Origin of the sequence: Bradyrhizobium sp. SZCCHNS1050 (assembly GCF_032484785.1) — a bacterium.
In the GTDB taxonomy this organism is placed as follows: domain Bacteria; phylum Pseudomonadota; class Alphaproteobacteria; order Rhizobiales; family Xanthobacteraceae; genus Bradyrhizobium.
Genome location: NZ_JAUETR010000002.1, coordinates 340,104 through 363,983, shown reverse-complemented (window position 1 = coordinate 363,983; position 23,880 = coordinate 340,104). Strand labels below are relative to the sequence as shown.

The window sequence follows — 23,880 nt, the reverse complement described above, 5'->3', positions numbered from 1 at the left end:
AATTTTTGCTGCGGTCTCTCATCTGGAAGCTGGCCATGTTGTTGTTGATCAGAGCGGAACTCCTCGGCGAATTCTTACCGTAAACAAAGTCGGCGATATCGCGGTAGAGCTAACATTCTTTGACGGTACCGTTCTCAGCATGTCATCTAGCGCGGTGATCCAACGCGGATCACCTAAAATGCTCTGGTGAAACCAAGGAATCCCAGCCGCGCGGAAGCCCAGCCATGACGAGGAAGGGCTACTTACTGTCGCAGAACGGGGCTGCGCTCGAGCTGACGCACACGCGCTTCATGGTCGGCGAGGCTCTGCTGCTGCACGGTGAGCTGCATGCGAAGAGCCTCGATCTTGGCGGACGCTTCGATCTGCGCCATCCGCATCTGGTCGAGCTTGTCGGAGACCTGGTCCATCGACGCTAGGACCCGATTGCCGATCGAGAACACGATCGGCAGCAGGACCATGGTCGCCACGATCATGCTGGTGCGCGACCACGCCTTGAGCAGCACGCTGTCGACCAGCTTCTCGCTGACGGTCTTGTCAGCGCCCCTGTCCGATTGGTTCACCTGTCATTCCCACATGGTGGCGCGCTCGACCGGGCGCGCGTTGCCTCCGATGATGCATGTCACAACCAATAGAGCGCGGCCGGCGGCCGCATCGGGCCGCCGGCCGCGCTATGTCGTCGTTCAGGTGCCGCTGACGTTACCGTCCTTGGCGAAGATGAGCCCAATACCGCCCATGATCGTCGCCACGGCGGCCGACGGATCGATGCCCGTCTTGACGCCAAACATCGCGCCAATGCCGCTCAGCACCATGAGCGCGCCGGCCGCACTCGTCTTCCAGTTCTTCATCGCGTTCTGCACTTCAACCTCCTTCAGCCCCAACAGCAGGGATCGTGACGCCGGTCGGGCTGAGCACCGGCGAATTCGACATGCCTTTGGTGAGATGGCCGATCAGCTCGGCGAAGGCTGCGAGCGCGTCGCCGTTGCGCTGTTCAGCAATGGCCTTCAGCGCCTGCTCGACGAACGGTATCGCCAACGCGACCATTGGCTGCACGGATGCTACGACGGGCGCAGCGCCCGGCACGAACATGCCGGCCATGGTGGCGAGCGTCGGCTCGACCTTGGCGACTTCCTCGACGATCTTCTCGGCCGTGGCGGCCGCTGCTGCGATATCCACGTCAGGAGACCTTCGGTTGGGGCTGATCGATAAACTCCCAGTCGACGAGGCCCTTCCCGTCGAGCTGGACGGCAGTGGCTGCCGCAAAGGTGAGATCGATGCCGGCACGGTTGGTGCGACGGCCGCGCCCATCGGTGCCCGTTTCGGCCTGTGGCCTGGCGCCTGTTTCCCAATAGGGATCGTTGGTGTTCCAAGGACCGACATCGACGATGTCGCAGTCGACGAAGCGCGCGCCCTTGATGACGCGGACGCGCGGGCGCTCGCCGGCAAAGCGAAACGGCAGCGCGACGCCAGGCTTAGCGTCGTCCACCTGGCCGCCATAGGCCGACGGCTCGCCGTTCCCGAACATCGTTGCCACGATCGTCGTCTGGCGGGCGCGCGGCGCGGGGACTGCGGCTGGTGCTGGTGCGTTTCCGGGAGCGGACTGCATGCGGGTCGCCGAGCCCGCCGGCATGATCGCCGGGCCTGTGGTCGGCACGGCTACGCCCGTCGGCCACCAATAGCCGATCAGGCCGAAGCGCTCGGAGGCCTTCGGCAACGCCTCGATCTGGACCATATCATTCTCGTTGCCGCCGAGCGTCCAGACGCGGGTATCGTCCTCACCCCAGTAGAACCCGACATGACCGAGGCCGGAGCCCTGCTGGCCGCGCCAGAACACTGCAATCGCGCCGCGCGAGGGGGCTTCGATCTTGACGAACCCCGGATGAGACCGGAAAGACTGCGAGCTCGCTGAACGCGTGCCCGGCACGCCCGCTTGCTCGAGCATGGCGTTGGCGAAGATCGCGCACCATGGATCGCCATTCGCGCCGCAATGGGCCATCGCGATGAAGCGGTCGATGCCGTGGTTGTCACCGGTCTCGCGAAAGCCGATTTGAGCCATGGCCCCCTTCATCCAGGGCGCCGGATCGGCCGCCGTCGGCGCCGGCAATACCGCTGGCGGGGGCGACACAGGCGCTGGTGCAATCTGCGACGCAAGCACGGCGGCAGGCTTCAAAGTGGCCGGCGGCTGCCCTGCAAGCAGCCGCGTCATGTCCGAGAGGACGGTATGCAGCGAACGGTTGGTCTGCGCGAGCAGATAAGCCATGCCCACGAAGACGATCAGGAGATCGGACTTACCGAGCAGGTTGAGGAGGATATCTGGCATATGTCGCATCTGGACGAGGGGGGGGCGATGCCGTGTGATGCATGGGGACGCGCATGGCGGCTGCACCGATTCCTCGCGCCACGGAGGGGCAGCGGAGTCGGCCATGACTGACTTCGGGAGTAGAAAGTGGATACCGCGTTGGAAACGCTACGCGCGCGGAAACACCGCGCGCAAACTCTCGCGCGTCAGCTCGATCGAACTAGATTCTTCACGGGGGGCGCTTTGTGCCGATCTAAAATGCTACGCACTAATCGGATGCAGGCGCGCAAAGACACGAATTCAACCTTGACATGCGGACCAATTCAAATGCTACCATACCAAATTAGCTATAACTTTTTTTGGGGCAGATTAGCTATGTGTTCCGATTTCGAGATAGAACTGGAACGGCGGCTTCATCCGACTAGGCTCTTGAAAACGCTATTGCTCATAGTGATCACCGCCTATGCAGTATTCGCCATGACACAATCGATCTGGAGGGCTGCATGGATCTCGTGCGCCATTGCAGTCCTCGCTCAATTTGCAACTTGGCGCCGGATCATCGAACCCTGCTGCCTGATCTTCTTTCTAGGAGCGCTGGCGGTAAATTCGCTGGGAAGTTCCGGATCTGCCGAGCTCCGCAACTTGCTTTCGTTTGCTTCCACTTGTCGCCCGTCGTGATCGAAGCGAGATCGATCATCGACGTTCGTCCCTCATCTCGTCATGCGGCATGAGTCACCGCATAGGACAACTCAGATGTCATTGGCGACTGAGAAGTGGGTTCCGGTCGCAGTGGCCGACACGCTGCATTTCACGTTGCCCATCACTGAATAATAATCCGTCGAGCCCAGGATCTGGATCAGGCCGCCGTTGAGAATATTGTCCGCGATCTTTGTCGCGGCACCGGCGCCGATCGTGATCCCCCAGGTGCCGACCGCCTGATTGTCGGTAATCGTCGTCATCCCCGTATAGCCGGAATTGACCGTGATGTTGCCGCCGAGACGGCACCCTCTCACGACGAAGCCCGACGCGTGGTTGACCTGCATCGGCGCGGCGACCACGCAATTGTCGAAAGTCACATAGCCCGCCGTCGCGTCGATGAAGGCGCCGTATTCATAGCCCGCGCCGGTGAAGTCGCAGCCCATGAACAAATTCTCACCGGCGGCCCCACCGATATAGACCCCGGCCAGGCCCTGCTTGCCGAGCAGCTGCCATTTCGCGGTGCCATCGACAATGTCAATGCCGAAATTCTTCAGCGTCGGCGCCGAGGCACCGGAGGTACCCGCCTGTGTACAGACGCAGATATAGCCGGAGATCACACGCGTCTTGCCGACCGTATAGGGCGTGCTGCCGACCCACGCTGCGAAGGGAGGCGTATCCGTCGGCGAGGCCGCGGCCGGCGCGCTATCGATCTTGACGCGCGTGTACCAGTCGGCGCCAGCAATGGTCAGATTGCCGACTCCGTAGGACAAGGACACGTCGATGTTGCCCATGAAGACGTTATCCGTCCCGATGCAGTACAGGCCGAGACCACCCCAGATGTAGAGGTTGGCGAAGGTGTTCTCGTTTCCGGAAATGACGACGCTGTTGTGCGTCGCGCCGAAGGTCCCCGTATCGTTGTTGGTGCCCTTGGCGAAGATCGACAGGTTTTCGAGGCCGCCGCCGCTCCCTGTGATCGTGAGGACTGTGACGTCAGTGTGCCAAGCTTGAATCGTAGTCGCGGCCGCGCCATAGCCGCAACCCGCGATTTTCACCGACCCCGAATTGACCAGCCCTCCGATCACCGAATAGTTCTGACCGACGCATTTCAGCGTTCCCACGAAATTGGCGTTACAATCGTTGATCGCTTGCTGAAACGCGGTGGTGTCATTGGTCGAGCCGTCGGCCTTCGTGCCCCACCACTCGACGATCGCTTCCTTGGCCGACAGATCAAGCTGCCACCAGTGACCCGCCGCTTCCTGAAAGGCCATCGGGCCGGTCGATATACCCGGGATATAGGTTGCATAGGCCAGCGGATAGCCGGTCGCATAGCGCGTGATCTTGATCGCCTGCACCCCAACCGGAATCGTGGCCGCGGCCGCCAGAGCGCGGGCGTCATATTGATGCACCTGGTTGCCGAGCGCCGACGCCGAGGATGCCGCAGCCGTGGCCGACGCCGCCGAGGCATTGGCATAGCTGGATGAGGCATCCCGGGCCGCCACGGCATCCGCCAGGATAGCGCTGCCATCCACGACGGCCGAAATCAGCAGCTGGTAATGGTCGGTCAACCAGCCCATCAGCACCTGCGAGCCGCCGATCAGGGACCCCGCAGCCAAGGCTGACCCAAAGGCATTGTTGATCGCAACCGACGGCGCGCCATCGACCGCGATCGTGACCGCAAGAGTGTTGCTGGCTGTCGGCGTGAGCAGGTACAACTTGTTCCCAGGCGCCACCGGCGTCTCGGTCGCGGTCGCCTGGATCGCATTCGCCGTTCCGCCGGTCACGGTGAGCCGCACGATCGATCCCGGCAGATCGCCGAACCTGGTCCATCCGCCGGCACCACTCGCGCCGCTCTTGACGTAAAGCCCGTTGTTGGCCTTGACCGGATCGGCATAGACCAGCGCCTCGGTATTGTCCGCATGCGCAAGATCCGCGGTCAGCGCGGCGAGCGTCGAGAACGCCAATCCAGGCAGTCCAGAGGTCTGCAGCTGCTCGAGCCAGGCCCCCCAGCCACGGATCTCTGCCTTGACCGGTCGATGCGGACCGCTGCCTGGCACGCCATCAGTCTCATAGTCGCGAAAAATCTCTGCCGCTGTCAGCGTCATGCTGTAGAGCCTTTCAGTGTCGAATGAATGTGACCGGACGGGGACCTGCTACGGGCTCAGCCAGTGCCCGCTGAAATGCGTGTTCTGGCTGCCGCCATCGACCGTTGCCGTGCCTGATGTCGTCGTGACGTAGATGAACACGCTATAGGTATCGGTACCGTTGGCGACATCGTCGCATGAGATCGATGCACCACCGAAGTTGCTGCCGGAAGGTACGAATGCATGCCGCAGATTGGCGCCGTTTTTGGCAATCGCAACGCCGACCAGGGCTCCGCCGGCGATCGTTCCAGTCGCATAGAACGATGCGCTGAGATGCACCTTGCCGGCCGGCGGGGTCCAGACGTTGGACGCGAAGTAGTTGCCGATATCATAGACCTCGGTGCCGAATGTCAGCTGGGTCCATGTGGCGCTGACGACTCCCGTCTGATTCGTTCCATTCTTGTGAGCCACGAAACATGGCGTGTTGCTGCGGACCGCAGCGTCCAGGAGCTTGTTCGCGGTGCCGGCCTTGAAATCCGCCGCGCTCGCAAGAGCAATGCCGGAATCCTTGACGACCTTTCCGCTCGCCCCATTGAACAACGCAAAATTGCCGTCCGTGGACGATGCAGGCCCAGTGACACTGCCATCGACGTTGGCCTGCACGATCGACCATGCAGCGCCGACGGTTGCCTGGTTGCCGCTGGCGGTGCCGTCAGTGATGCAGATCAGCATGTCGCCAATTTCGACATTGATGCCGCTGCCGCCCCCGATCTTGCCGGCAACGCTGACCTTATAGGTCCAGCCGCGATCGGCCGCGGGGTAGTTCGGATTTGCAGAGCAGTCGACGACGCCCTTGAACACCATGGCGTCGTTGGCCGCGATCAGCGCATCGGCATAAGCCTTCACCGCCTTCTGCGTCGCCACACGGCCGTCGCTGTTGGCGGCAAGCGTGGTATCGGTATCGACGACACCGCTCGCGAACATCGACAAGCCGAGATTGGAGATCGTGTTGTTGGCGGCATTGATGGTCTTGTTGGTCAATGTCTCGGCGAGCGCGGCCATCCAGGCCGCGAGTGTCGAGCCGATCACGCCGTAATTGGCGCCGCCGCGGCTGGCGGCATACTTCTCGGTGCCGTTGAGCACGAGGTCCGGATCTTCGGAGATCTTCCCTGTCACAGCGATGCCTCCCGCATGTAAGCCGTGCCGTCCTCGCGGATATACGGGTTGCCGTCCTCGCGCCGGAGCAGCACCGGCACGATGCTCGGTGGAGATGCCGGCGCGCCGCCCTCATCGGTGGCGGGGTCGTAGGCTTCGATCGTATCGGTCGCGATCAGGCTGAACTGCCAGAGGATCCGCCCGCGCATCAGGTCGACCTCGGCGTTCTGGATCTCGACGACGTTGTTCTGCAGCCCCGATACGAACGGATATTGAATCGGTACCCAGCGGCGGCCGAGATAGCGCAGGCCATAGAGCGTCGTCGTGAACGAGCCGGTGAGTTGGGGGTTGAGCCGCTGCATGGCGCGGTCCGCCAGGCGCCGCGCCTGCGAGCTGCTCTGCACCCATTTCAGCTCGAGCGGCTTCGACTTGGTCTCACCCACCAGCGAGATCGAGGCCTCGTCGCGCCACGGCTCGGTCGGCACCGTCACATAGTTCTGCGCCGGGTCGGTAAACGTCACGTCCAGCACGTTGATCAGCTGCTCGTCGGCCTGCCCGTAATCGAGCGAGAACCCGAGAACGTGATCGGCCGTGATCGGCGGATCGGCCGGCGGCCGATAGACGCCAACGACGATCACCAGCGAGCCATCGCCGGCCTCGCCGAGCCAGCCGTCGCAGGTCGACAGGATCGAGCCGATGACGTCAGCCGGCGCGTTATCATAGGTGTACCAGCCGTCCGACCGGTAGCGCGGCTCCATCGATCCGTCGGATCTCGCCACCGGCTGGTCGCAGAGATCCGCCTCGCCCATCCAGGCCGCGAGGTTCGGCCCAATCACCGCGTCGAAGTCCAGGCCGACGCCCCCGTCTTCCGCCGTCAGATAGAAGATCAGCTGCAGCACCGGATTCTTGTTGACGGTCCATGTTGCAGGGTTGCTCCTGCTCTGCGCCGGATCGCGCGGATCCCATACCGGCGAGCAATCCACGATCGCCGATGGCGACGGCAGATTGTGCGGATAGACGTTGGTGAAGTTCTGCGGGCTGGAGATGCCGTTGCAGAGCATGGTCAGCGACGCCACCCCATCGCCGCGATGGTTGACGCCCCAGAGGCCGTTGATCTGCGGATCGACGGTCAGCAGCGAATTGGGGATCTCCGGCACGATCCCGAGATGGGTCTCGAGATAGATCGCTGCATATTTGCCCTTATCGTCCTGCGCCGCGACCTGGGCGGCCCCGCCATGGGTGATGTCGCCGATGGTGTTGACGAGGTCGTCGTTCAGGTAGAAGCCGCGAAAGGCCCCGACCACGCCGGAATGCAGCGCGTTCACGACATAGGCCTTGCCGGGACGCTGTGTCGGGCTGGCCTCATACAGCATCGCATAACCCGCCAGCCGGTTGGTGCCGAAGCCCTTTATGCGCGGCGGAACTGCCTGCTTGATCGACTGCGAGCCATCCTCGGGTTTCGGCACGTCTGGCCGAACCGACGACGCCAGCGCATAGTTCAGGCCGATCGACGCGCCGATGATCGCCGCGGTGCCGACGATCGTGGCCGCGCTGACGCCGGCCACCGTCACCGTCGCCGCACCGATGCCGGTGATCGAGGCCGTCGCGCCGATCGATTCCAGAATGAAAAGACCGATCGTCTCAGCCATCGAGCTTCCACGCTCTCATCAATGGCAGCGCGTCATCCCCGGCGATGACGAGGCCGAGATCCGAGGTGATCACGGCGCGCATCGCCGGGTTGACACAGATTGCCCCAGTCGGCCGCAATTGCAGCTTGCCCCGCCTGATCGCATAGGGCGCCAGCACGACGGCGAGATCGCCGGCGGCCGGATCAGCCGTCTCCACCCCACCCACACGGGCCAGGCGCGCGGCACAGGATGCCTCGAAACCGCCCTCCCGGCGCAGGATGCGCAGAAAGCCACGCTCGCTGTCGTAGCTGCCCCGCACATCCGCGATCGGATCCGGCCGGCCACAGGCGACCACCCAGTCCGCCATGAACACGCCGCAGTCGAGCACGCCCGGTGCCCATCGCCGCTGCGCCAGCGAGGCGAGATAATCCAGCAGTAGGGTCATGTCGTGCTCGGAAAGGTTGGCCAGCCCATGTTGAAATTGTTCGCGTAGACGGACGTCCGTTCGCAGAACCGGTCGCCCGGATGACGCCCCTGCTGATCCGGGTTGGAGAAGAACGAATAGCCGGGGCGCTTACGCGACGTCAGCAAGGTGCCGCACGACAGTGAGATGGTGCGGACGATCGACGCGCTGATATCGTCGACCGGCGCCTGGACGATCGAGAGATAGTCGGCCGTGAAATTCGCACACCAATGCACCGGGCCGAGCAGCGCCCATGCCTCACTCATCAGCGCGAAGCCATACGCACAGCGCGCGCCCTTGACCTGCTGCGCATCGCCGCTCGAGGCGATCTTGAGGACATCGCCCGAGACGCCCGACAGAGTGAAGGTGATGCGTTCCGCGGCGCCATTGGTCAGCTGCTTGAAGGGCGGAAGATCGGCGATCTGGCCGAGTCCCTTGTATTCAGCTCCAACGGGATCATAGACATTGACGCCGGGCCGGATCTTGCCGACGCCGAGCCACAGCCGCACCACGGGGTCGACGTCGAGCCGGAAGAAGATGCCCAGCCGGTGAATCCCCGAGCCGAGCGCGGCGAGCTCCGCGTCATTGAAGCTGATCATCGAACCCCTCGACGAACTGCACGGACGCGGCGTTGAAGGTCCAAGGCTGCACCGCCAGATCCATCGCGTTCGGCGCCGCCAGGCGCATCGTGCAGCGTGGGCGATCGAACTCCAGCACCGTGCCGGCCGCGACGTCGTCTCGCAGCGGCGGATTGAAGCGGATCGCCGCGCGCGTCGGGCTGGCATAGGTCACCGCGCCGATCTCATACATCCGCCACCCGGCGCTCGGATGGAGGATCGAGAAGCACTCACCCCCACGCAGAGACCCAGCCCGCGCGATCGTGAGCGTCAGCACGGTATCGCGCAGGCTCGCCGCATCGCTGCGGATGTCGATGACCGGCTGCTCATACTCGGTCGTATCGTCAAACGCAGTGCCGTCGCCATGCGGTATGGCGATTACACCGCGCGCAATCCCGGCCGGCCAGGGAACGAACAGCGCATCGTTGCGGGGCACGACCATCAGGCTTGCGCCGCCATTGGCGAGCTGTCGTACCGCACGCCACAGCAGCGTGGCATTGCGCTGGCGATCGCGGCCGGCCTCATGCCTCCTGGCACCGAGGCTGACGTCGGACATCGTGCAGGTCCAGAACCCACCTCCATCCGAGCGCACGACCATAGCGACCGTGCGCGCAACTCCCGGTGTCGCGGCTGTGCTTGCCAGATTCCAGCTGTGCGACTTCTCGCGCAGCAAGGCGCGCGGGAACACCACCGCCATCAGCCGACTCCCGTGGCCTGCAGCCGCTGCGTCGACACCGTCACCTGCGACAGCTTGTCGACCTTGCGATGCGCCGATACGACCATGGCCTGCAGCCGATCGATGGTGCCGGGCGAGACATCGCCGGCGACGTGGAAGACGTTGGTGATCGAGCTGCCGCCGGTCATGCGTTGCGAGACGTCGCTCGGATAGACCTGCGCGCCGCGTGGAAGATTGACGAGCTCTTTCCCGTTCTCGCCAACCCATGCGAGGCCGCCAGGCGCATTGTCGGTGCCTTCGGCGAATCCCGGGATGATGCCGGAGAGCAACGAGGCGAACGGCGACAGGCCGCCCGATGCGCCCACATTGAAGAACGACGCGAACAGCGAGTTGATGCCCTGCTTGGCCAGCGTCTTGAGCAGGCTCGACAAAACGTCGTCGAGCTTCTTGCCTTCGACCACGGCATCGGAAAAGCTCGACGCCAATGCCGACCCGACCTGCGACGAGGCACTGTTGACCTTTTGCAGCTTGTCCGCGGCCTGATCATAGGCCGAGGTCGCAGTGGCGATAGCCTGGGACGATGACAGGAAGGCGTCGCGATGCTCCTTGGTCAGCGTGATGCCAGCTGCCGTCAGCGCCTGCTCGGCCGACATCGAAGCCCGAAGCGCCTCATATTTGTCGATCTGCTCCTGCGTCACCTCGCCATTGTCGCGCATGATCGCGGTCAGCTCGGAAAACTCCGCCCGGAATTGCGCCTGGGCGGAATTGTTCTGGAATACCGCCGCCGTATCTGCCTTCAGGGTCGCGGTCCGCTTGGTGATCTGGTCGACCGCGATCTCGAACTGATCGCGGCCGGTGCTTTCGGTCTTGCGCGAGGGGATGACGCCCGTCCCCGTTTTCTCGTTGGCTGCGGCAGGCCGTGCCTGGGGCGTCGGAACGCCCTCTGGGAAGGCCGCCGCAGACTTCAGCAGCTCGACGCCGCGCAGCGCGTTGGCGGCCTGTTGTGCCTTGTCGCGCATCTCCTCGAGGCCGGCGAGCAGAGCGGGATCCTGCTTCTCGGCGCTCAACGACTTATAGTGCTCAATGACGCGATTGAGCTGCTCGAAGTCCTGCGGCAGGCCCGAGGCATCCTTGCGCAGGATGTCGAGGGAATCCGCGACCGCGTCGAAGGTGCCCTGCCCCGACCCCGGCTGGATGTTGCTGGCGCGGTTGAGACCGTCGATGAGCTTGGCCGAACGGTCGACGAGATCGTCCAGCCAGGACGCGACATCGGCCGTGGCCGCCTTGAACTGCAGGCCGAGCTGATCGGCCGACTTCTTCCAGGCCTCGTCGAAATTGCGCGCCTTCGCAATGGTCTGGCCGTCTATGACGACGCCGGCCGCGTTGGCGCTCGACGCGATGGCCTCGAAGGCCGCCGGCCCGCCCTTCAGCGCATCGACCCACCCCGCGGACAGGCCGAGCATCTGAGCTGCCTTGGTCTTTTCCGGAATCGAATCGAAGCGGCCGATTAGCTCGCCCGCGGCCTTCAGAAAGCCGTTCATATCCATGATCGCGCCGTTGCGATCGCGATACTTGATGTTGTTGGCGTCGAGGATCTTGGTCAGTGAGTTTTCGTTGGTCTTCGCATCAGCCAAGAGATCGGCGACGTGCTTGAGGTCGGTGCTCGCATCCGACGACGACACGCCGCCTTGCGTGGCGCCGAACTTGATCTGCTGGAAACGCTCGGTCGTCTGCCCGACATAGTCGGCTTCCTTGCCGATGTTGGCGAGCTCGGAATTGACCGCCTTCAGCCCAGCCAGCATGGCGCCGAGCGAGCCCGTTGCGCCGGCAATCACGGTGCCGAACGAAGCCAGCCCGCCGAGCCCGGGATTGAGGCTCGAGAACGCGCCTTCGATGCGGCTGATGGCGCCGTCAGCCATGTCGCCGGCCTTGGACATGTCGGCCGCGAACTGGTCGAGCCTGGCACCGAGCTGGACGACGAGATCGGTCATGCGCTTTCCAGGAGAGCATCGAATTCGGCGTCGGTCGGCGGCTCGATCTTGTCCTCGCTGCCATTCGCCTTGTTGAAGCCGTCGACACAGACGCCGAGCTGCCAGAACGAGCAGCGGTCGACCTGGTCGGGCGCGAAGCCTAGGGCGGCGCCGGTGCCGTAGATGCGTCCGAAGTCGATGGCGGCGTCGGGGTCAACGTCGTCATCGCCTCCGCGCTTTTTTTTTGCGCGTCGGCATCGCTTTTGGTCTCATCCTTGGCCTCGATCGGCCCCGTAAACCCGGCCGTGAGGATCAGGAACGCCGGCCGCATATGCGTCAGTGGCGGGTAGCGGTCGACGTCGTCGAAATAGGTCCGCAGCAGCCGGTGCGTGTCCTTCGGCTCCATGCCGCCGCCGACCAGGCCGAGCCGGATGATATCGCGGACATCGTCCGGCCAGGCATCGGAGGTGCGCAGTGCGTTGAGCAGCGTCATCGGGCCGACGATGCCGGCCCCGAGCTTGATCCGGCGCAAATTGACGCATTCCTGCAACTCGCGAAACTGACCGATCGCGAGCCGGAAGCGGTGCTCGTCGTCGCCCCAGAAAAAGCTGATGCCGCCGTCCGCGCTCATGTGACCTGTTTGCCCTTGTAGGTCGTCTGCACCTTGGCGGCGCCGCGATGGCCGACCGAGATGACGACCTCACCATGCCCGCCCTGCGCCATTGTATAGTTGTTGTTCTGCATCGTCCGCCGCACGATCTCGTTTTCCTTGATCGTCTCGTCGAGCATCTCGCGATATTGCGGCAGGCCGCCCATCCGATAGAACCGTGCAGTGTGATAGAAGAACGGCTTCGGCGCCTGCTTGGTAGTGCCGAATTCTTCCGCCAGCGCGTAGTCGAAACCGTCCTTCATCGTGGTCGGGCCGCCGGCCATCACCAGCACCGTCACCCGGCTGCCATCTGCATTGGTGCGATCCTCGTACCGGACACTGGCCTGCAGCGTCCCGGACACGTTGTGCTCAATCGCGCGCTTCATGTCGCCGACGAGCTCCGCGCCCTGCGCGAGCGCCAGCTCATGGAAGTTCTTGCGCACGTTCTTGACCAGGTCGGCATTCGCCGCCTTGAAGTTACGCAGCGATGCGTTGTTGGAGCCCATGACGTCGTCTTTCCCAAATCGCCATCGCCGGGCCTGACCCGGCGATCCATCGTTCTCGAAAGAGGATGGATGCCCGGGTCAAGCCCGGGCATGACGGCCAGACGTTTACGGCGTTGCCAGCGGCGCGATCTCGCCGTCGCTGTCGAGCGTGACGTCGAAGGTCACACGGCTGCCGCGCTGTCCGGTGACGTTGAGCTTGGTGCACTTGTAGGGGCCGATGGACTCGCGGGTGCCGAGCTTCACCTTGATGTTCCTGGTCGCTCCCGAGTCGAACCACGACTCCCACGTATCGAAGTCCTCGTCGGCGACGACGCCGGCCCCGGAGATCGCAGCCGACATCGACACGATGTCGCGATCGAGCCAGGACGGCGCGTCCGGATCGTCGCAATCGGGCACATTGGTCTCGTTGGTGGCAGCCGTGCGGTTGAAGCTGCGCGAGTTCAGCCCGCACGGCGCCGAGAACACCTCCGGCGAGTTGCCATCGCCGAGGGACACCAGAAACTTGGAGAATGGGAGTGTTTGGGCCTTGGCCATGGAACGACGACTCCGAAAGTGGAAGGAGGATCAGAACGACGGGCGCGTCAGATCAGGACGACGACGCGACGATCGTGATGCGGTAGACCGCCGAGCCCTGCGCGCCACAGGCGACCTTGAGGATATCGCCGGTTGCCGCGGTGACAGGCCAGCCGGCGCGGCTTACGAACACGGCGCGATCGCCGGGTTTGATATCGACCGACATGGTCGCGCCGGAAAACGGACCGTTGAAGGTGTTCGACGCCGCGGCACCGACCGTCAGCGTGCCACCCGAGGCCTCCTGGTTATCGATCATAATCGCCTTGATCTTGCCGGCGTTGATCGTCTGGCCGAAGGCATCGACCAGGGCGCCGGAGAGATCGAGGTTCTCCGAGGTTGAGACCGACAGGGCGCGATCGTCGGAGAAGGCGATGTCCGCCTTGCCATAGCCGGCGCCGTAGGACAGCACGATGTCGGCCATGTCCGGAATGCGATCGGCCACGTCGCGGCCGTCGAGCGCCTTTTTGGCGACGACGCTGATCGAGGCCTTGATGACGGAGGTTTGGGTCGTCGCCATGATCGAGGAGTCCTTCTGTTGGAGTCAGTCGGTGAGCAGTTGAAACGTCAGGACCGCATGAGCGGTCTTGCCGTCGGGATCGTCGAGATGGAGCGCGTTTTCGAACATGCAGCTGTTGAGCTGGAGATCCGGCCCCGTCAGCACACCTTCGGCGCCGTCGAGCGCGGCGACGATCTGCGCCGCCAGGGTCCGGGCCTCGACGCGGCTTTCGCTGCGCGACCAGGCGTGCAGCGTGAGATGGATCAGTGCGCCCTCGAGGCCCTCGAAACGCTCATTGATGACCTGGATCTGCCCGATCGAGACATAGGGAAACTCCGCCCCCATCGGCACCGGGCAGAAGATGCGGCTGCCGGCCGCGGTCGCAGCGCTGCGCAGCACACGCACGACGGCCACCTGGACCGCGAGCGTCGGATCGACCATCGTCGTCATGGCGCCTTGCCGGTCTGCATCAGGAATTCCAGATAGCGGTTCTTGCCCTCGACATCGATCGGGCCGGACGTGATCGCGAACACAGTCTGCGCATCGGGATCGGCGGCGCTGCGGACATCGCGGGCGCGCCAATCGGTGCCGACGGCGCGCGTGTCGCGGCAGGAGCGCACCACCACGGTGAAGGTCGACTGCCCCTGCAGCCGCGCCTGCTGCACGGCCTCGCCGGCAAAGCGCGGCTGCAGCTCGGCCTGGATCCGGAATTGCTCGACGAACTCGCTTTCGACCGCGCCGGCCCCATCGTCGACGGCGCGGCGGCGGTCGAAAGCCAGGAGATAGCGCAGCGCACCGCCGGACATCCGCCCTACTCCCAGGTCTCGCTCAACAGCAGCGCCTGCGCGCCTTGCGGCAGCTCGATTGCGGCTGCACGGGCGGAGGCGACGACGCTTTCGCGGTTTTCGTAGAGATGGCCAACGATCATCTTGATGGCGGTCTTGACGTTGGCCGCGACCCTGTCGACGGCCTCGCCGGCCTTGAACTGGATGACGATCGGCTCTGCCGCGCGCGGATTGACAATCGGCCAGAGAACGCCGAGCGGCGGAATGATCCGGACCGTCGGCCCCTTGGTCTGCACGACGTACTGATCGGTCGCGAGCGTCGCCGTGACATTGTCGAGGCCGGTGTAGGTGATGCCGATGACATCGCCCCTGGCAACCGGCGCGATCGGCAGGCCGTCGACCAGGCGGCGCCAGGACAGCACTGGCCATTCCAGCGTCTGCATCACAAAGCGCCGCTGCACCACCGCTTGCGCCATCATGGTCGCGGCTGCGATGAAGCCCTCGATCAGGTCATTGTCATCCTCGAAGTCGACGCGCAGATGCGCCTTCGCTTCCTCGAGCGTGACCGGATCGGATTGGGGTGCTGCGATGGTGCGGAGCATGAGCGTTCTGCGCCCTTCAACCTCTTGCTCGGCGGGCTGACCCGCCGAGCTAGCCTGTCAGATCTCAGACGTTCTGCACCACGGTCGCCAGATCGTTGTCCGTTCCGAAGCCGTACCGCGGATCGAAGCCGAGCACGGTCGCATCGACCAGCGAGGCCGCGGTGCCGACCGTCACCGACACGCGAAACCACTTGAAGCCGTTGTTGAAGTCGGTGTCTTCCTGCTTCAGGTCGATCGTCAGCTGATTGTTGTCGTTCGACGCCTTCACCAGCTGCGTGATCGCCTTGCCGGTGATGTCCTTGGCGCCGGTACCAGCATTGTCGGTTGCCTGCTGCAGCTTGGCGTCGACGGTCGCCGAGGCACCAAGCACGCCGGATTTGAGAATGACCATGTAGTTGTGGAAGGTCGTGGCATCCATCCACGCCGAGGTGACGGTGCCCGCGGCTTGCGACACCGGGCTAATGAATCCGACGATGCCGGCGCGCTGCGACGGCTTCAATGCGGGTCCGGACATTGCGAGATGCTCCTGATTTTGATGAAAGGGAATTTCGGCCGATGGCCGGCGCGCGGCAGCAGTCCGAGCGCCGGCCGTGAATTAGCGGCTGGCGAGTGCCACAAAGTGTGACTTGGTATTGGCGCCCTTCGCAGGGCCGACCGGAGCCGACAGATAGGGTTGGCCGCCGGCGCGGATGATCCAGCGGAACGCGGTCAGGTTCTGGTCGAAGAACAGGTGGATCGAGGCCGCGAAGTCGATGCCGCCGCCCTGCTTGGTCGCCAGCGCATAGCCTGAGAGATCAGCCAGCACGATATCACCGGTCGTGCCGACGGTCTGGCAGTGCTCGTTGAACATCAGCGGATCGCCGGCCAGGATGTTCTTGAACGGCGAGCCAGTCAGCGCCTGGTTGATCGGCAGATAGGCCGCATTGTTGCCGATCGTCATGGTGCCGAGCTGCGGAATGGTGTCGCGGTTGGCGAGCCACATCGGGTTGCCGCCGGGCATTTCGAACAGCCGCGCCATCATCTTGAGGATGTTGAGGGTCACGATCGTGCCGGCGGTCTGCCCACCCTCGGCAGCCACCGTTACCAACGCTGGAGACTTCATGAAGCCGAGCGGCTTGCCGTTGCCGTCGCCAAAGCACACGGCTTCGAACAGCTTCCAACGGATCGCGCGCGCGGCCTGCACGGTGATGCGGTTCTGCAACCGCGGCGCATCGTCGAGCACCTCGTTCGTCGCGAGCACGAACGCATACAGCTCGTGCAGCTGCAGGATGGTGGGCGTCAGCGCTGCCTTGCTGGCGATCATCTGGGTGCCTTCCGAGCGCCAGGCCGCCTGGACACCGGCCGCGCCCCAGGGCGTGGTCTCATCCTTGACGATGCCGACCGTGTTGCCCTGCGTCGGCTCCGGATTGCAGAAACCGAGCAGGTCGTTGTCGGCAAACACCAGCGCCCAGATCTGCTCCCGCCATTCGGTCGGGACCAGAATGCCTTCGCCCGACGACCCCTGGTTCTGCTGATAGCCGGACGCCGCGCCGGTGAGGCGTGGATCTGCGATGCCGGAAACCTGCCAATTACGCACGGCAACGGCGAACTCCTGCACGCACTTGAACCCACCGGTTCGCGCCGGATCGCTGTCGTTGACGAAGGTCGCGAGCGCAGGTCCGCCGGCCGCCTGGGCACCGAACAGGCGCGCGCGCTGCGCCTTCTTTTCCTCGGCCGCAATCTCGGCATCGAGCTGATTGACCTCGGTTTCGAGCGCGTCCACCTCGCCCTCGAGCCTGGTCAATTCGGCCTGCTCGGCCTCGGTCAGGTCCGACTTGTCGAGCAGCACATTGAGGCGATCGAGCTTGCCTTTACCGAGCTTTGCCTTCTCGGCACGCGACGCGCGCAGTTTCTTGAGATCCTTCATGGGACCGCAACTCCTGTTGGGATGTGAGAGCGCCCGGACAGAGACAGAGCTCATGGTCCCGCTGTCCGGGCGGACGCGGGCGGAGCAACCAAATGTTCGCAATCTGCGAAGTTTGACCTGATCTAATCGAACGCCAGCGCCGACCGGCGCCGCGACGCGGACCGCGCCGGCATCCGCGCAACCATGCCGCCGATGACTTGGTCGAGCGTGGCGACACGATCGGCCATGCCCCGCGCCACGGCATCGCGCGCGCCGAACATGCGGCCCTGGCCGAAATCTTCCTTCACCTTGGCCTGCGTCACCCGGCGTCCCGATGCGACCGCGCGGATAAACTCGGCGCCGGCATCGTTGACGCGTGACTGCAGATTGGCCCGCGCCTCGTCCGACAACGGTCCGAACGGATGAGCCTCGTTTTTCTTCGGGGATTGCTCCGACCGGATCATCGTCACCGTGATGCCGGCCTCCTCCAGCGCCTTGGAGTAGTCAACATGCATCACCATTGCGCCGATCGAACCGACGTCGGCCGAAGGCATCATCACGATCTCGGAGGCTTGCGAGGCGATCCAATAGGCCGCCGAGGCCGCCAGCGTGTTGACGCAGGCGACGCACGGCTTTTTCTGCGCGGCTTCGGCGACCGCTGCGGCCGCCTCCGCCGTACCGGCGACCGTGCCGCCCGGGCTGTCGACGTCGAGGATAATGCCCGCGACGTCGGAATCGGCGGCGGCGCGCGAGACCTGCGTCGCAATCTGCGCCAGCGAGGAGCCGTACCAGCTGCCGCGCGGGGTCAGCGGACCGGAGATGGAAATCAACGCGATCTTGCTCGGCTGTGTCGGTACGCTCGCCGCGGCAGCCGCGCGCTGCTCCTCACGGGCAATGGCCCGCGCGAGACAGCCAGTGAGCGCCTCCAGGTCGAGCGCCACGACCGGGTCGATCGCCGAGATCTGCGCAATGACCTTCTGCAAGTGCTTGTCCTTGGCCATGATGGTCAATCCTTCTTTCCGGGCTGCTCGCCGTCGGAGCCATCGCCGTCGCTGCCGAGCCCGTCGTTGCCGCCGGCCGCGCCGCTCTTGGTCTGCGGATTGGTGTAGTCGTCACCGCCTTCATCGGCACGCGGCGACATATTCTCGAAACGCCTGATGTCGTTGGCCGACAACCATTCGCCCTGACGGGCGATCAGATAGGCGCGATAGCGATTCAGCAGGTCGCCGCGCAGCAGTCCGGCGAAGTTGAATTCGATGAACAGTTCGGCATCCTGCCCGCCGAGAAAATCGCGCTCGGCACCCTGTTCGAGCGCAATGGCGAGCGGTGCCAGGCAATAGACGACAAAATTGAGCGACTGCTGCTCAATGTTCGAGAAGGTCGCGCGATCGAGGCGGCCGGCAAGATGCGGCGGATAGGACCACAGCCCGAACACGTCGATGTCGCTGGCCTTCTCGGTCTCGAGCAGCTGCGCCTCGGCATTGGTGACCTTGATCGGCGTGTAATCGACGCCATGGGTCAGCAGCCGGTCGCGATGCCGGTTACGGCCGGTGCCCATCGCGCGCCAGTTGTCGAGGAACTGGTCGCGGTCGGCCTTGTCCTTGAAGGTGCCGGGGTGCTTGATCAGCCCGCCCGACTGACCATTGTTGGCGAACCAGATGTCGCCATACTCGTGCACCGCGATGGCGCGAGCGAACACCTGCCTGGCCGTTGCCCAGATCGGTTCACCGAGCAGTCCTTCCTCCTGCAGCGGATTGCCTCTGATGTGCCAGATCTCGTCGTCGCGATAGGTCTCGGTCGCAAGCTGGGCGCCCTGCACGATGGTGCGCGGCGGATTGAACGTGTAGTAGAGGTGCCCATCGGCTCCGCGTTCCAGTTTGGCAAAACGGCGCGGATGCAGGATCTCCAGCGCGCCGGCTGCATAGTCGTCGCCGCCGGGATCGCCGGGAATGATGCGGCAATAGCCGTTGCGGTAGTAGGACACATGCCAGGCCAGCTCACCGATGAATTCGGCCGGAGTTTGCCGGCTATTCGGCCGGCAACCGAGCAGCCTGGAGATCGGATGTTGCGGAAGTGCCTCGCGCGCGCCATTCGCGCCCTTGCGGAATACCGACACTGGCAGCGATGACATCGCCGAGGACAATCCTTGCCTCACGGATTGCACGGCCGCGAGCTGCGACACGCGCTCGTCATTGACGATGACACCGGCAATCGACGGGTAGCCGCCGCCCCACCCGTTCTCACCCCAGACGTCGCGATGGTCCATCGCGCCATCGACGGCATTGGCCATGCCGCGCAGCGCCCATCCGAGTCCGGACAAAATCCCCACTACACCATCTCCGCGATGTCGGAGCCGGTCACCAGCAGACCAGCCGAAGGATTCCAGCTCATCAGGATCGTGGCCTGCAGCAGCGCGATCAGCGGATCAATCTTGGCGCGGCCGGCGACCTGCTTGGTGATCATGTCGGCGTTGCCGCGCTGCTCGACCTTGGCGTTGCCGACGACCCAGGTCATGAGCGCCTGGTCGGCGTGGACATAGGTCGCGTCGGCGAGCTTCAGATCGAGGCCATAGACCGCCGGCGCCAGCGCCGGGCCCTGCAGCAGCCGGCGGATCATGTCGTCGGTGACGTTGCCAGCGAACAGTGCTTCGAACAGCGCCGCGGCGCGGTTCGGGTCGATGCCAACCGCGTTCTTCTGCGGCAGCAGGCCCGACGCATTGATGCGGGCGACGATCGAGGTCAGATCGGCCAGCGCGGCGGCGGCTTCCAGGATCTTGAATGATCCTTCCTTCACGAAGTCGTCGAGGAAGGCCGCGATATCCTTGCGCCGCTCGAGCACGATCGGGTCCGCCCAGCCGCAGCACCATGATAGCCAGCGGCGCGTGATCTTCTCGCGGCCCATGACGGCTAGGCCGAGCAGGTCGTCGCGGCCACCGCCGTCGACACCGATCGTGACCACCTCGCAGCGGGCGAGCAGCGCCTCGAGGTCGAGCGTCTCGTCAGCCTGCGCGTCCCAGAGATCGGCGCCGCTCCAGCCGTCGTCATTCGTGCCGGTGCCGATCTCAATGTTGAGATGCTGCGACGCCCAGACGCTGACGGCATCCTGGCCCTTTTCGCGCTCGCTGGCGAAATCGGCCATCATCGAAGCGACCGTGATCGGGCGATTGATGTTCGGCATGACCATCGGCCAGACGGCAGGGTCCATCCAGCGCGGCACGACACCGTGCTTGCGCTCCTCGCGCGTCAATGTCGCGATGTCGCGGGGCAGCTCGTAGAGCAGCGGCAGTGTCGGACGGATGATTTTGCCTCGATAAAGACCGTCGCGGACGTTCCGAACGAATTTCAGCTCGCTCTTGAACGCGCCGGCTGGCGCCTCGTCGCTCTGAGTCGTGGTGATGACCAGCACGCCTTCCTCTGTCTTGTCGAGGCCGCCCCGTATCTGGCGCAGCACGCGCGAGGTATGGGCGCGCTTGCCGAGCAGATGCAGCTCGTCGAGCAGCACGAAGATCAGCGCCATCGCGCCGGTCAGGATCTTGAGATCGAAGCTCGCGATCATGATCTCGGATTTCGTCACGAGATCCTCGATCGTCTTGTCGTAGTCCCGCGGCTTGAAGCGGCGCCGCAGGTCCGGCGACTCCTCGATCATGCCGACCGCCTGCTCATAGGCGCGATCGGCGACGGCCTGCGTCTCGCCGAGAAACAGCGCGGTGCCGCGCGGCCGGCCGTTCATGAGCATCGCGACGATCATCAGCGCCGCTGAATAGGTCGTTTTCGACGAGCCCTTGGGCACGAGCGCGAAGAAATCGCGGATCATGCGGACCCGGTTGACCGGGTCCCAGGAGCCGAACACGGCCCGGACCAGGTCGCGGAACCACTGCCCCGCCGCATCTCCGAGCCGCGGCGTGCCGTTCACGTCCGGCAGCCGCAGCTCGTCGAAGAACGCCAGCCCCATATCCGCCTCGTCGGCAAACAGCGGCAGATCCGGCACCAACGAGCGCCCGTCGCGGATGCGATCTTCCCAGTCCGGGCAGGAGGTGTCCCACATGTCTGAGTTCTGCTACCCTGGCAGCTTAAATTAAGGGAGATTGAAACGACATGGCGATGACGATCATTTGCCTTTGCGGGCCTGCAAATACCGGCAAGAGCAGCTCGATCCGAGCGTTTACGGCTCGATACCTCGAATACCGAAGAGAGACGGAGGCCCGGGATGTATTGGGCATCTTTCGCTTGCCCATTCGCAAATATGCTGTCGGCGTGTCCAGTCGCGGCGACACGCCCGGCCAAATCAAAGAAGGCCGAGATTTCCTACTGAAATACTCAGGCCTCAGAGTGATGATCGTTGCTTGCCATCCGGGCGGCGCCACCCGTCGCGAGATAGATCGGCTCGCGGCTAGGACCAGGGTAACGCCAATCTTTATCGAAACGAACAAACTTGAGAGGGAGCGAGATCAGAAACGCGCAATCGAGACAAACATCGCGGAGATGTGGCGCCTCATGCCTCGCTCCCGAAGTTAGTTCATGCTTTGCTGGCGACGGGCCATCAGCTCGCCCATGGGCGAGCCGACGTCGGGCTGTCGCGCAGCCAAGAGAGCTTCCTCTTTCTTGCCGAGTTTGGCTGGTTTGGCCGCCTTCTCCGACCTATCGATGCGCGCGGGTCGCAGAGACTGGCCGAACTGCATCAGGTCGTTGCGTTCGACCAGGTGCAGGAAGAGCCGGATTGCGGTGGCGTTGCCCTTCTGCACACCCTCGAAGCCCTTCATCAGCAACGCGGCGTTCAACCGGTCGCGCGCGACATCGCGGCTCTTCAGCTCCGAAAAATAATGCTTCCGCAGCGTCGGCTCGGTGATGCGCATCGCGCCGGCAATCCGTTCATTGCTCCAACCGCACGCGAGCAACATGTTGACCCGATTCCGGTTTTCCGTCGTCGGGATATGAGGCGGCCGCCCCTTGCCACCATAATTGGCCGGGATGGGATCACCAAACAGGTCGAAATTATCTGCCACGAGGAAAAAAACCTATGCGTGAGAGAGCGGCCGGTCGGCGCGGCGATGGGTCCGGAGGAATGACCCACCCCCCACCCCTATCCCACAACCACCATTTGTCCTGACTTACGATCCACCGAAGCTGGTTGTGGCCCCGTCTCTAAGAAACTAAATTCGCCTTCGTTTGAAGGGGGAACCATGAAATCGTTCTTGCCTGCGTTGACGGGACTGCGGTTTGTCGCCGCGTTCTCGGTGATCATTAGCCATTCATTGCTGTGGGTTTTCCGGTCGGATGATCACGGGCCGATATTCTCGTTTTTTTCGAGCCTCTCAGCTTTAGGCATGACGCTGTTCTTCGTCCTAAGTGGCTTCGTGATCCACCACAATTACTCCGACATCGTTGGCACCAAGTCCGGCCTACGCAAGTTCTTCGTTGCGCGCTTTGCTAGGCTCTATCCGCTGTACTTTTTGGCACTCGCTACGGAGTTGGTCATTCGGCGCCCACCAGTCGATGACCTGATTGCGCTTCCCTTCTACCTGACCTTGACCCAGACTTGGCTTTATTTGCCAATCCTCGGCAAGCCTCTAGCATCTCAGTTTGGAAGCATGACTAGTGTGTCATGGTCCATCAGCACAGAAGTGTTTTTCTACTTGTCATTCCCGGCGCTGTGTCTCGTCCTACCAAGGCGACTTGTGCCCAGCATCATCTCGTTCTGCGCGCTCGCATTAGCGGCAGTGATCATCGCCGGACTATATCGCGCTCAACTCGAGACCTTCGGGCTTGATACCTGGGGCGATCTCGGTGGGGTCTGGCTCACCGGGTTCTACCGCTGGCTCCTCTACTTTTCACCCTACTCTCGCATTCTTGAGTTCATCTTGGGCGTGCTGGTGTCTGCTCTTGTTCAGCGCACACCTAAGCCGATCACCAAAATGCAAGCACTTTACTTGTCCGTAGTTGCAATCGCGGGGACCATCGCCCTCCAATGGGAGATGTTTGAAGTGCACGGATCTCCATGGCCCCTGCTGGTACTTCATCTGAATTTCGGGTTCGCGCCGTTCGTGGCCATTATGATATTCGTCTGTGCAAAAAATCAAAACGCCCTTACCCGGCTACTTTCAGTTCGGCCAATTGTTCTGCTCGGAGAGGCGAGCTATTCGATGTATCTTACCCACCCGATTATCGTCGGTGTCGTGCAGCCGCATCTCAAGAAGCATGGTGCAGCCGAGCTGATCCAGATGTTGGGCTGTCTGGCTGCGATCGCGGGAGTTTCGCTCCTGTCTTGGCGGTTGATTGAAATGCCCGCGCGGCGCATCATCAGGCGAATGCTTGATGATCCGTACAATGCGAGTAGTAGGGATCGCGGGCTGAACCACGTTTCGAACTCCCGCGGCCGTGTGGCACACCTACCCACGGAGCGACCGGTTCCCGCAGCACAGGACCGGCCTTAATGCCAGATGCCGCGGGTGTGGAGGGATGACTGCTCGGCCTGCTGCTTGCGGCTGTCGTGGCAGGACTTCAGCAGGGTCTGCAGGTTGGTCTCATCCCAGAACAGGCGCTCGTCACCACGGTGAGGGATCTTGTGGTCGCACACGAGGAGCGAGGTTTTGCCCTCGATTTGGCCGCAGCCGCATTGGCAGGTGTAGAGATCGCGCAGGAACGTCTGCAGGCGTAGGCGCTGCCAGCGCGCGGTCTTGTACCAGGACTTCCAGGGCGGCTGCGGAGGCATCTTCCCAAAGACAAATGGGCCGCCTGCGTTGCCACAGGCGGCCCAAGTCAAGGGAGGAAACAACAAAGAAAGCGGGTGCGCTCAGACCACC

26 protein-coding genes are annotated in these 23,880 nt (G+C 63.6%); 1 reads left to right on the top strand and 25 read right to left on the bottom strand.

Annotated features, from left to right (window positions below; translation table 11 throughout):
* Positions 1 to 242 precede the first annotated feature (242 nt).
* From QX094_RS26070 to QX094_RS25955, 24 genes are all read right to left on the bottom strand, one after another.
* A complete protein-coding gene (locus QX094_RS26070; RefSeq protein ID WP_316188336.1) occupies positions 243 to 560 on the bottom strand; it encodes a hypothetical protein in 318 nt (105 codons plus the stop codon).
* A 120-nt stretch (positions 561 to 680) separates the two neighbouring features.
* A complete protein-coding gene (locus tag QX094_RS26065) occupies positions 681 to 857 on the bottom strand; it encodes a hypothetical protein (protein WP_316188335.1) in 177 nt (58 codons plus the stop codon).
* 1 nt (position 858) lies between these two features.
* Complete coding sequence (locus QX094_RS26060) at positions 859 to 1,173, bottom strand: hypothetical protein (RefSeq protein ID WP_316188334.1); 315 nt, start codon at positions 1,171 to 1,173, stop codon at positions 859 to 861.
* 1 nt (position 1,174) lies between these two features.
* Entirely contained in the window at positions 1,175 to 2,317 is a 1,143-nt protein-coding gene (locus QX094_RS26055; RefSeq protein WP_316188333.1) for a TIGR02594 family protein, read from the bottom strand.
* A 728-nt stretch (positions 2,318 to 3,045) separates the two neighbouring features.
* On the bottom strand, positions 3,046 to 5,097 hold the full coding sequence (locus QX094_RS26050; protein ID WP_316188332.1) for a hypothetical protein: 2,052 nt from the start codon (positions 5,095 to 5,097) through the stop codon (positions 3,046 to 3,048).
* Between the two features lie 48 nt (positions 5,098 to 5,145).
* Entirely contained in the window at positions 5,146 to 6,252 is a 1,107-nt protein-coding gene (locus QX094_RS26045) for a hypothetical protein (RefSeq protein ID WP_316188331.1), read from the bottom strand.
* Positions 6,249 to 7,880 carry a phage tail protein gene (locus QX094_RS26040; protein WP_316188330.1) on the bottom strand — a complete coding sequence of 544 codons (1,632 nt, stop codon included), beginning with the start codon at positions 7,878 to 7,880 and terminating at the stop codon, positions 6,249 to 6,251. The genes QX094_RS26045 and QX094_RS26040 overlap by 4 nt, the downstream gene beginning before the upstream one ends.
* Positions 7,873 to 8,304, bottom strand: coding sequence for a DUF6950 family protein (locus tag QX094_RS26035; protein WP_316188329.1), 432 nt, complete (start codon positions 8,302 to 8,304; stop codon positions 7,873 to 7,875). Before QX094_RS26035 ends, QX094_RS26040 begins: the two co-directional genes overlap by 8 nt.
* Complete coding sequence (locus QX094_RS26030) at positions 8,301 to 8,921, bottom strand: hypothetical protein (protein ID WP_316188328.1); 621 nt, start codon at positions 8,919 to 8,921, stop codon at positions 8,301 to 8,303. The genes QX094_RS26035 and QX094_RS26030 overlap by 4 nt, the downstream gene beginning before the upstream one ends.
* Positions 8,905 to 9,636 carry a hypothetical protein gene (locus QX094_RS26025; RefSeq protein ID WP_316188327.1) on the bottom strand — a complete coding sequence of 244 codons (732 nt, stop codon included), beginning with the start codon at positions 9,634 to 9,636 and terminating at the stop codon, positions 8,905 to 8,907. Before QX094_RS26025 ends, QX094_RS26030 begins: the two co-directional genes overlap by 17 nt.
* Positions 9,636 to 11,606: a hypothetical protein gene (locus tag QX094_RS26020; RefSeq protein WP_316188326.1), complete on the bottom strand. Its 1,971-nt coding sequence runs from the start codon at positions 11,604 to 11,606 to the stop codon at positions 9,636 to 9,638. Before QX094_RS26020 ends, QX094_RS26025 begins: the two co-directional genes overlap by 1 nt.
* 139 nt (positions 11,607 to 11,745) lie before the next feature.
* The gene (locus QX094_RS26015; protein WP_316188325.1) at positions 11,746 to 12,216 is read right to left on the bottom strand and encodes a gene transfer agent family protein; all 471 of its coding nucleotides are present in this window, start codon (positions 12,214 to 12,216) and stop codon (positions 11,746 to 11,748) included.
* Positions 12,213 to 12,740 (bottom strand): hypothetical protein, encoded by a 528-nt coding sequence (locus QX094_RS26010; RefSeq protein ID WP_316188324.1) that lies wholly within the window; start codon positions 12,738 to 12,740, stop codon positions 12,213 to 12,215. Before QX094_RS26010 ends, QX094_RS26015 begins: the two co-directional genes overlap by 4 nt.
* Before the next feature lie 105 nt (positions 12,741 to 12,845).
* On the bottom strand, positions 12,846 to 13,274 hold the full coding sequence (locus tag QX094_RS26005) for a phage tail tube protein (RefSeq protein WP_316188323.1): 429 nt from the start codon (positions 13,272 to 13,274) through the stop codon (positions 12,846 to 12,848).
* A 52-nt stretch (positions 13,275 to 13,326) separates the two neighbouring features.
* On the bottom strand, positions 13,327 to 13,830 hold the full coding sequence (locus QX094_RS26000) for a hypothetical protein (RefSeq protein WP_316188322.1): 504 nt from the start codon (positions 13,828 to 13,830) through the stop codon (positions 13,327 to 13,329).
* Between the two features lie 24 nt (positions 13,831 to 13,854).
* Positions 13,855 to 14,259 carry a DUF3168 domain-containing protein gene (locus QX094_RS25995; RefSeq protein ID WP_316188321.1) on the bottom strand — a complete coding sequence of 135 codons (405 nt, stop codon included), beginning with the start codon at positions 14,257 to 14,259 and terminating at the stop codon, positions 13,855 to 13,857.
* Complete coding sequence (locus QX094_RS25990) at positions 14,256 to 14,615, bottom strand: head-tail adaptor protein (protein ID WP_316188320.1); 360 nt, start codon at positions 14,613 to 14,615, stop codon at positions 14,256 to 14,258. Before QX094_RS25990 ends, QX094_RS25995 begins: the two co-directional genes overlap by 4 nt.
* A 5-nt stretch (positions 14,616 to 14,620) precedes the next feature.
* Entirely contained in the window at positions 14,621 to 15,196 is a 576-nt protein-coding gene (locus tag QX094_RS25985) for a head-tail connector protein (protein WP_316188319.1), read from the bottom strand.
* 64 nt (positions 15,197 to 15,260) lie between these two features.
* Positions 15,261 to 15,710 (bottom strand): hypothetical protein, encoded by a 450-nt coding sequence (locus QX094_RS25980; protein WP_316188318.1) that lies wholly within the window; start codon positions 15,708 to 15,710, stop codon positions 15,261 to 15,263.
* An 81-nt stretch (positions 15,711 to 15,791) separates the two neighbouring features.
* A complete protein-coding gene (locus QX094_RS25975) occupies positions 15,792 to 17,102 on the bottom strand; it encodes a phage major capsid protein (protein WP_316188317.1) in 1,311 nt (436 codons plus the stop codon).
* A gap of 122 nt (positions 17,103 to 17,224) precedes the next feature.
* Positions 17,225 to 18,082: a S49 family peptidase gene (locus QX094_RS25970; protein ID WP_316188316.1), complete on the bottom strand. Its 858-nt coding sequence runs from the start codon at positions 18,080 to 18,082 to the stop codon at positions 17,225 to 17,227.
* A gap of 5 nt (positions 18,083 to 18,087) precedes the next feature.
* A complete protein-coding gene (locus QX094_RS25965; protein ID WP_316188315.1) occupies positions 18,088 to 19,410 on the bottom strand; it encodes a phage portal protein in 1,323 nt (440 codons plus the stop codon).
* A complete protein-coding gene (locus QX094_RS25960) occupies positions 19,410 to 21,125 on the bottom strand; it encodes a terminase TerL endonuclease subunit (RefSeq protein ID WP_316188314.1) in 1,716 nt (571 codons plus the stop codon). Before QX094_RS25960 ends, QX094_RS25965 begins: the two co-directional genes overlap by 1 nt.
* A 466-nt stretch (positions 21,126 to 21,591) precedes the next feature.
* A complete protein-coding gene (locus QX094_RS25955) occupies positions 21,592 to 22,083 on the bottom strand; it encodes a hypothetical protein (protein ID WP_316188313.1) in 492 nt (163 codons plus the stop codon).
* A 177-nt stretch (positions 22,084 to 22,260) separates the two neighbouring features.
* Here QX094_RS25955 and QX094_RS25950 point away from each other — a divergent pair, with 177 nt between their 5' ends.
* Complete coding sequence (locus tag QX094_RS25950) at positions 22,261 to 23,511, top strand: acyltransferase (protein ID WP_316188312.1); 1,251 nt, start codon at positions 22,261 to 22,263, stop codon at positions 23,509 to 23,511.
* Here QX094_RS25950 and QX094_RS25945 read toward each other — a convergent pair.
* The gene (locus tag QX094_RS25945) at positions 23,508 to 23,789 is read right to left on the bottom strand and encodes an HNH endonuclease (protein WP_316188311.1); all 282 of its coding nucleotides are present in this window, start codon (positions 23,787 to 23,789) and stop codon (positions 23,508 to 23,510) included. The two genes, QX094_RS25950 and QX094_RS25945, sit on opposite strands and share 4 nt — an antisense overlap.
* Between the last annotated feature and the right edge of the window lie 91 nt (positions 23,790 to 23,880).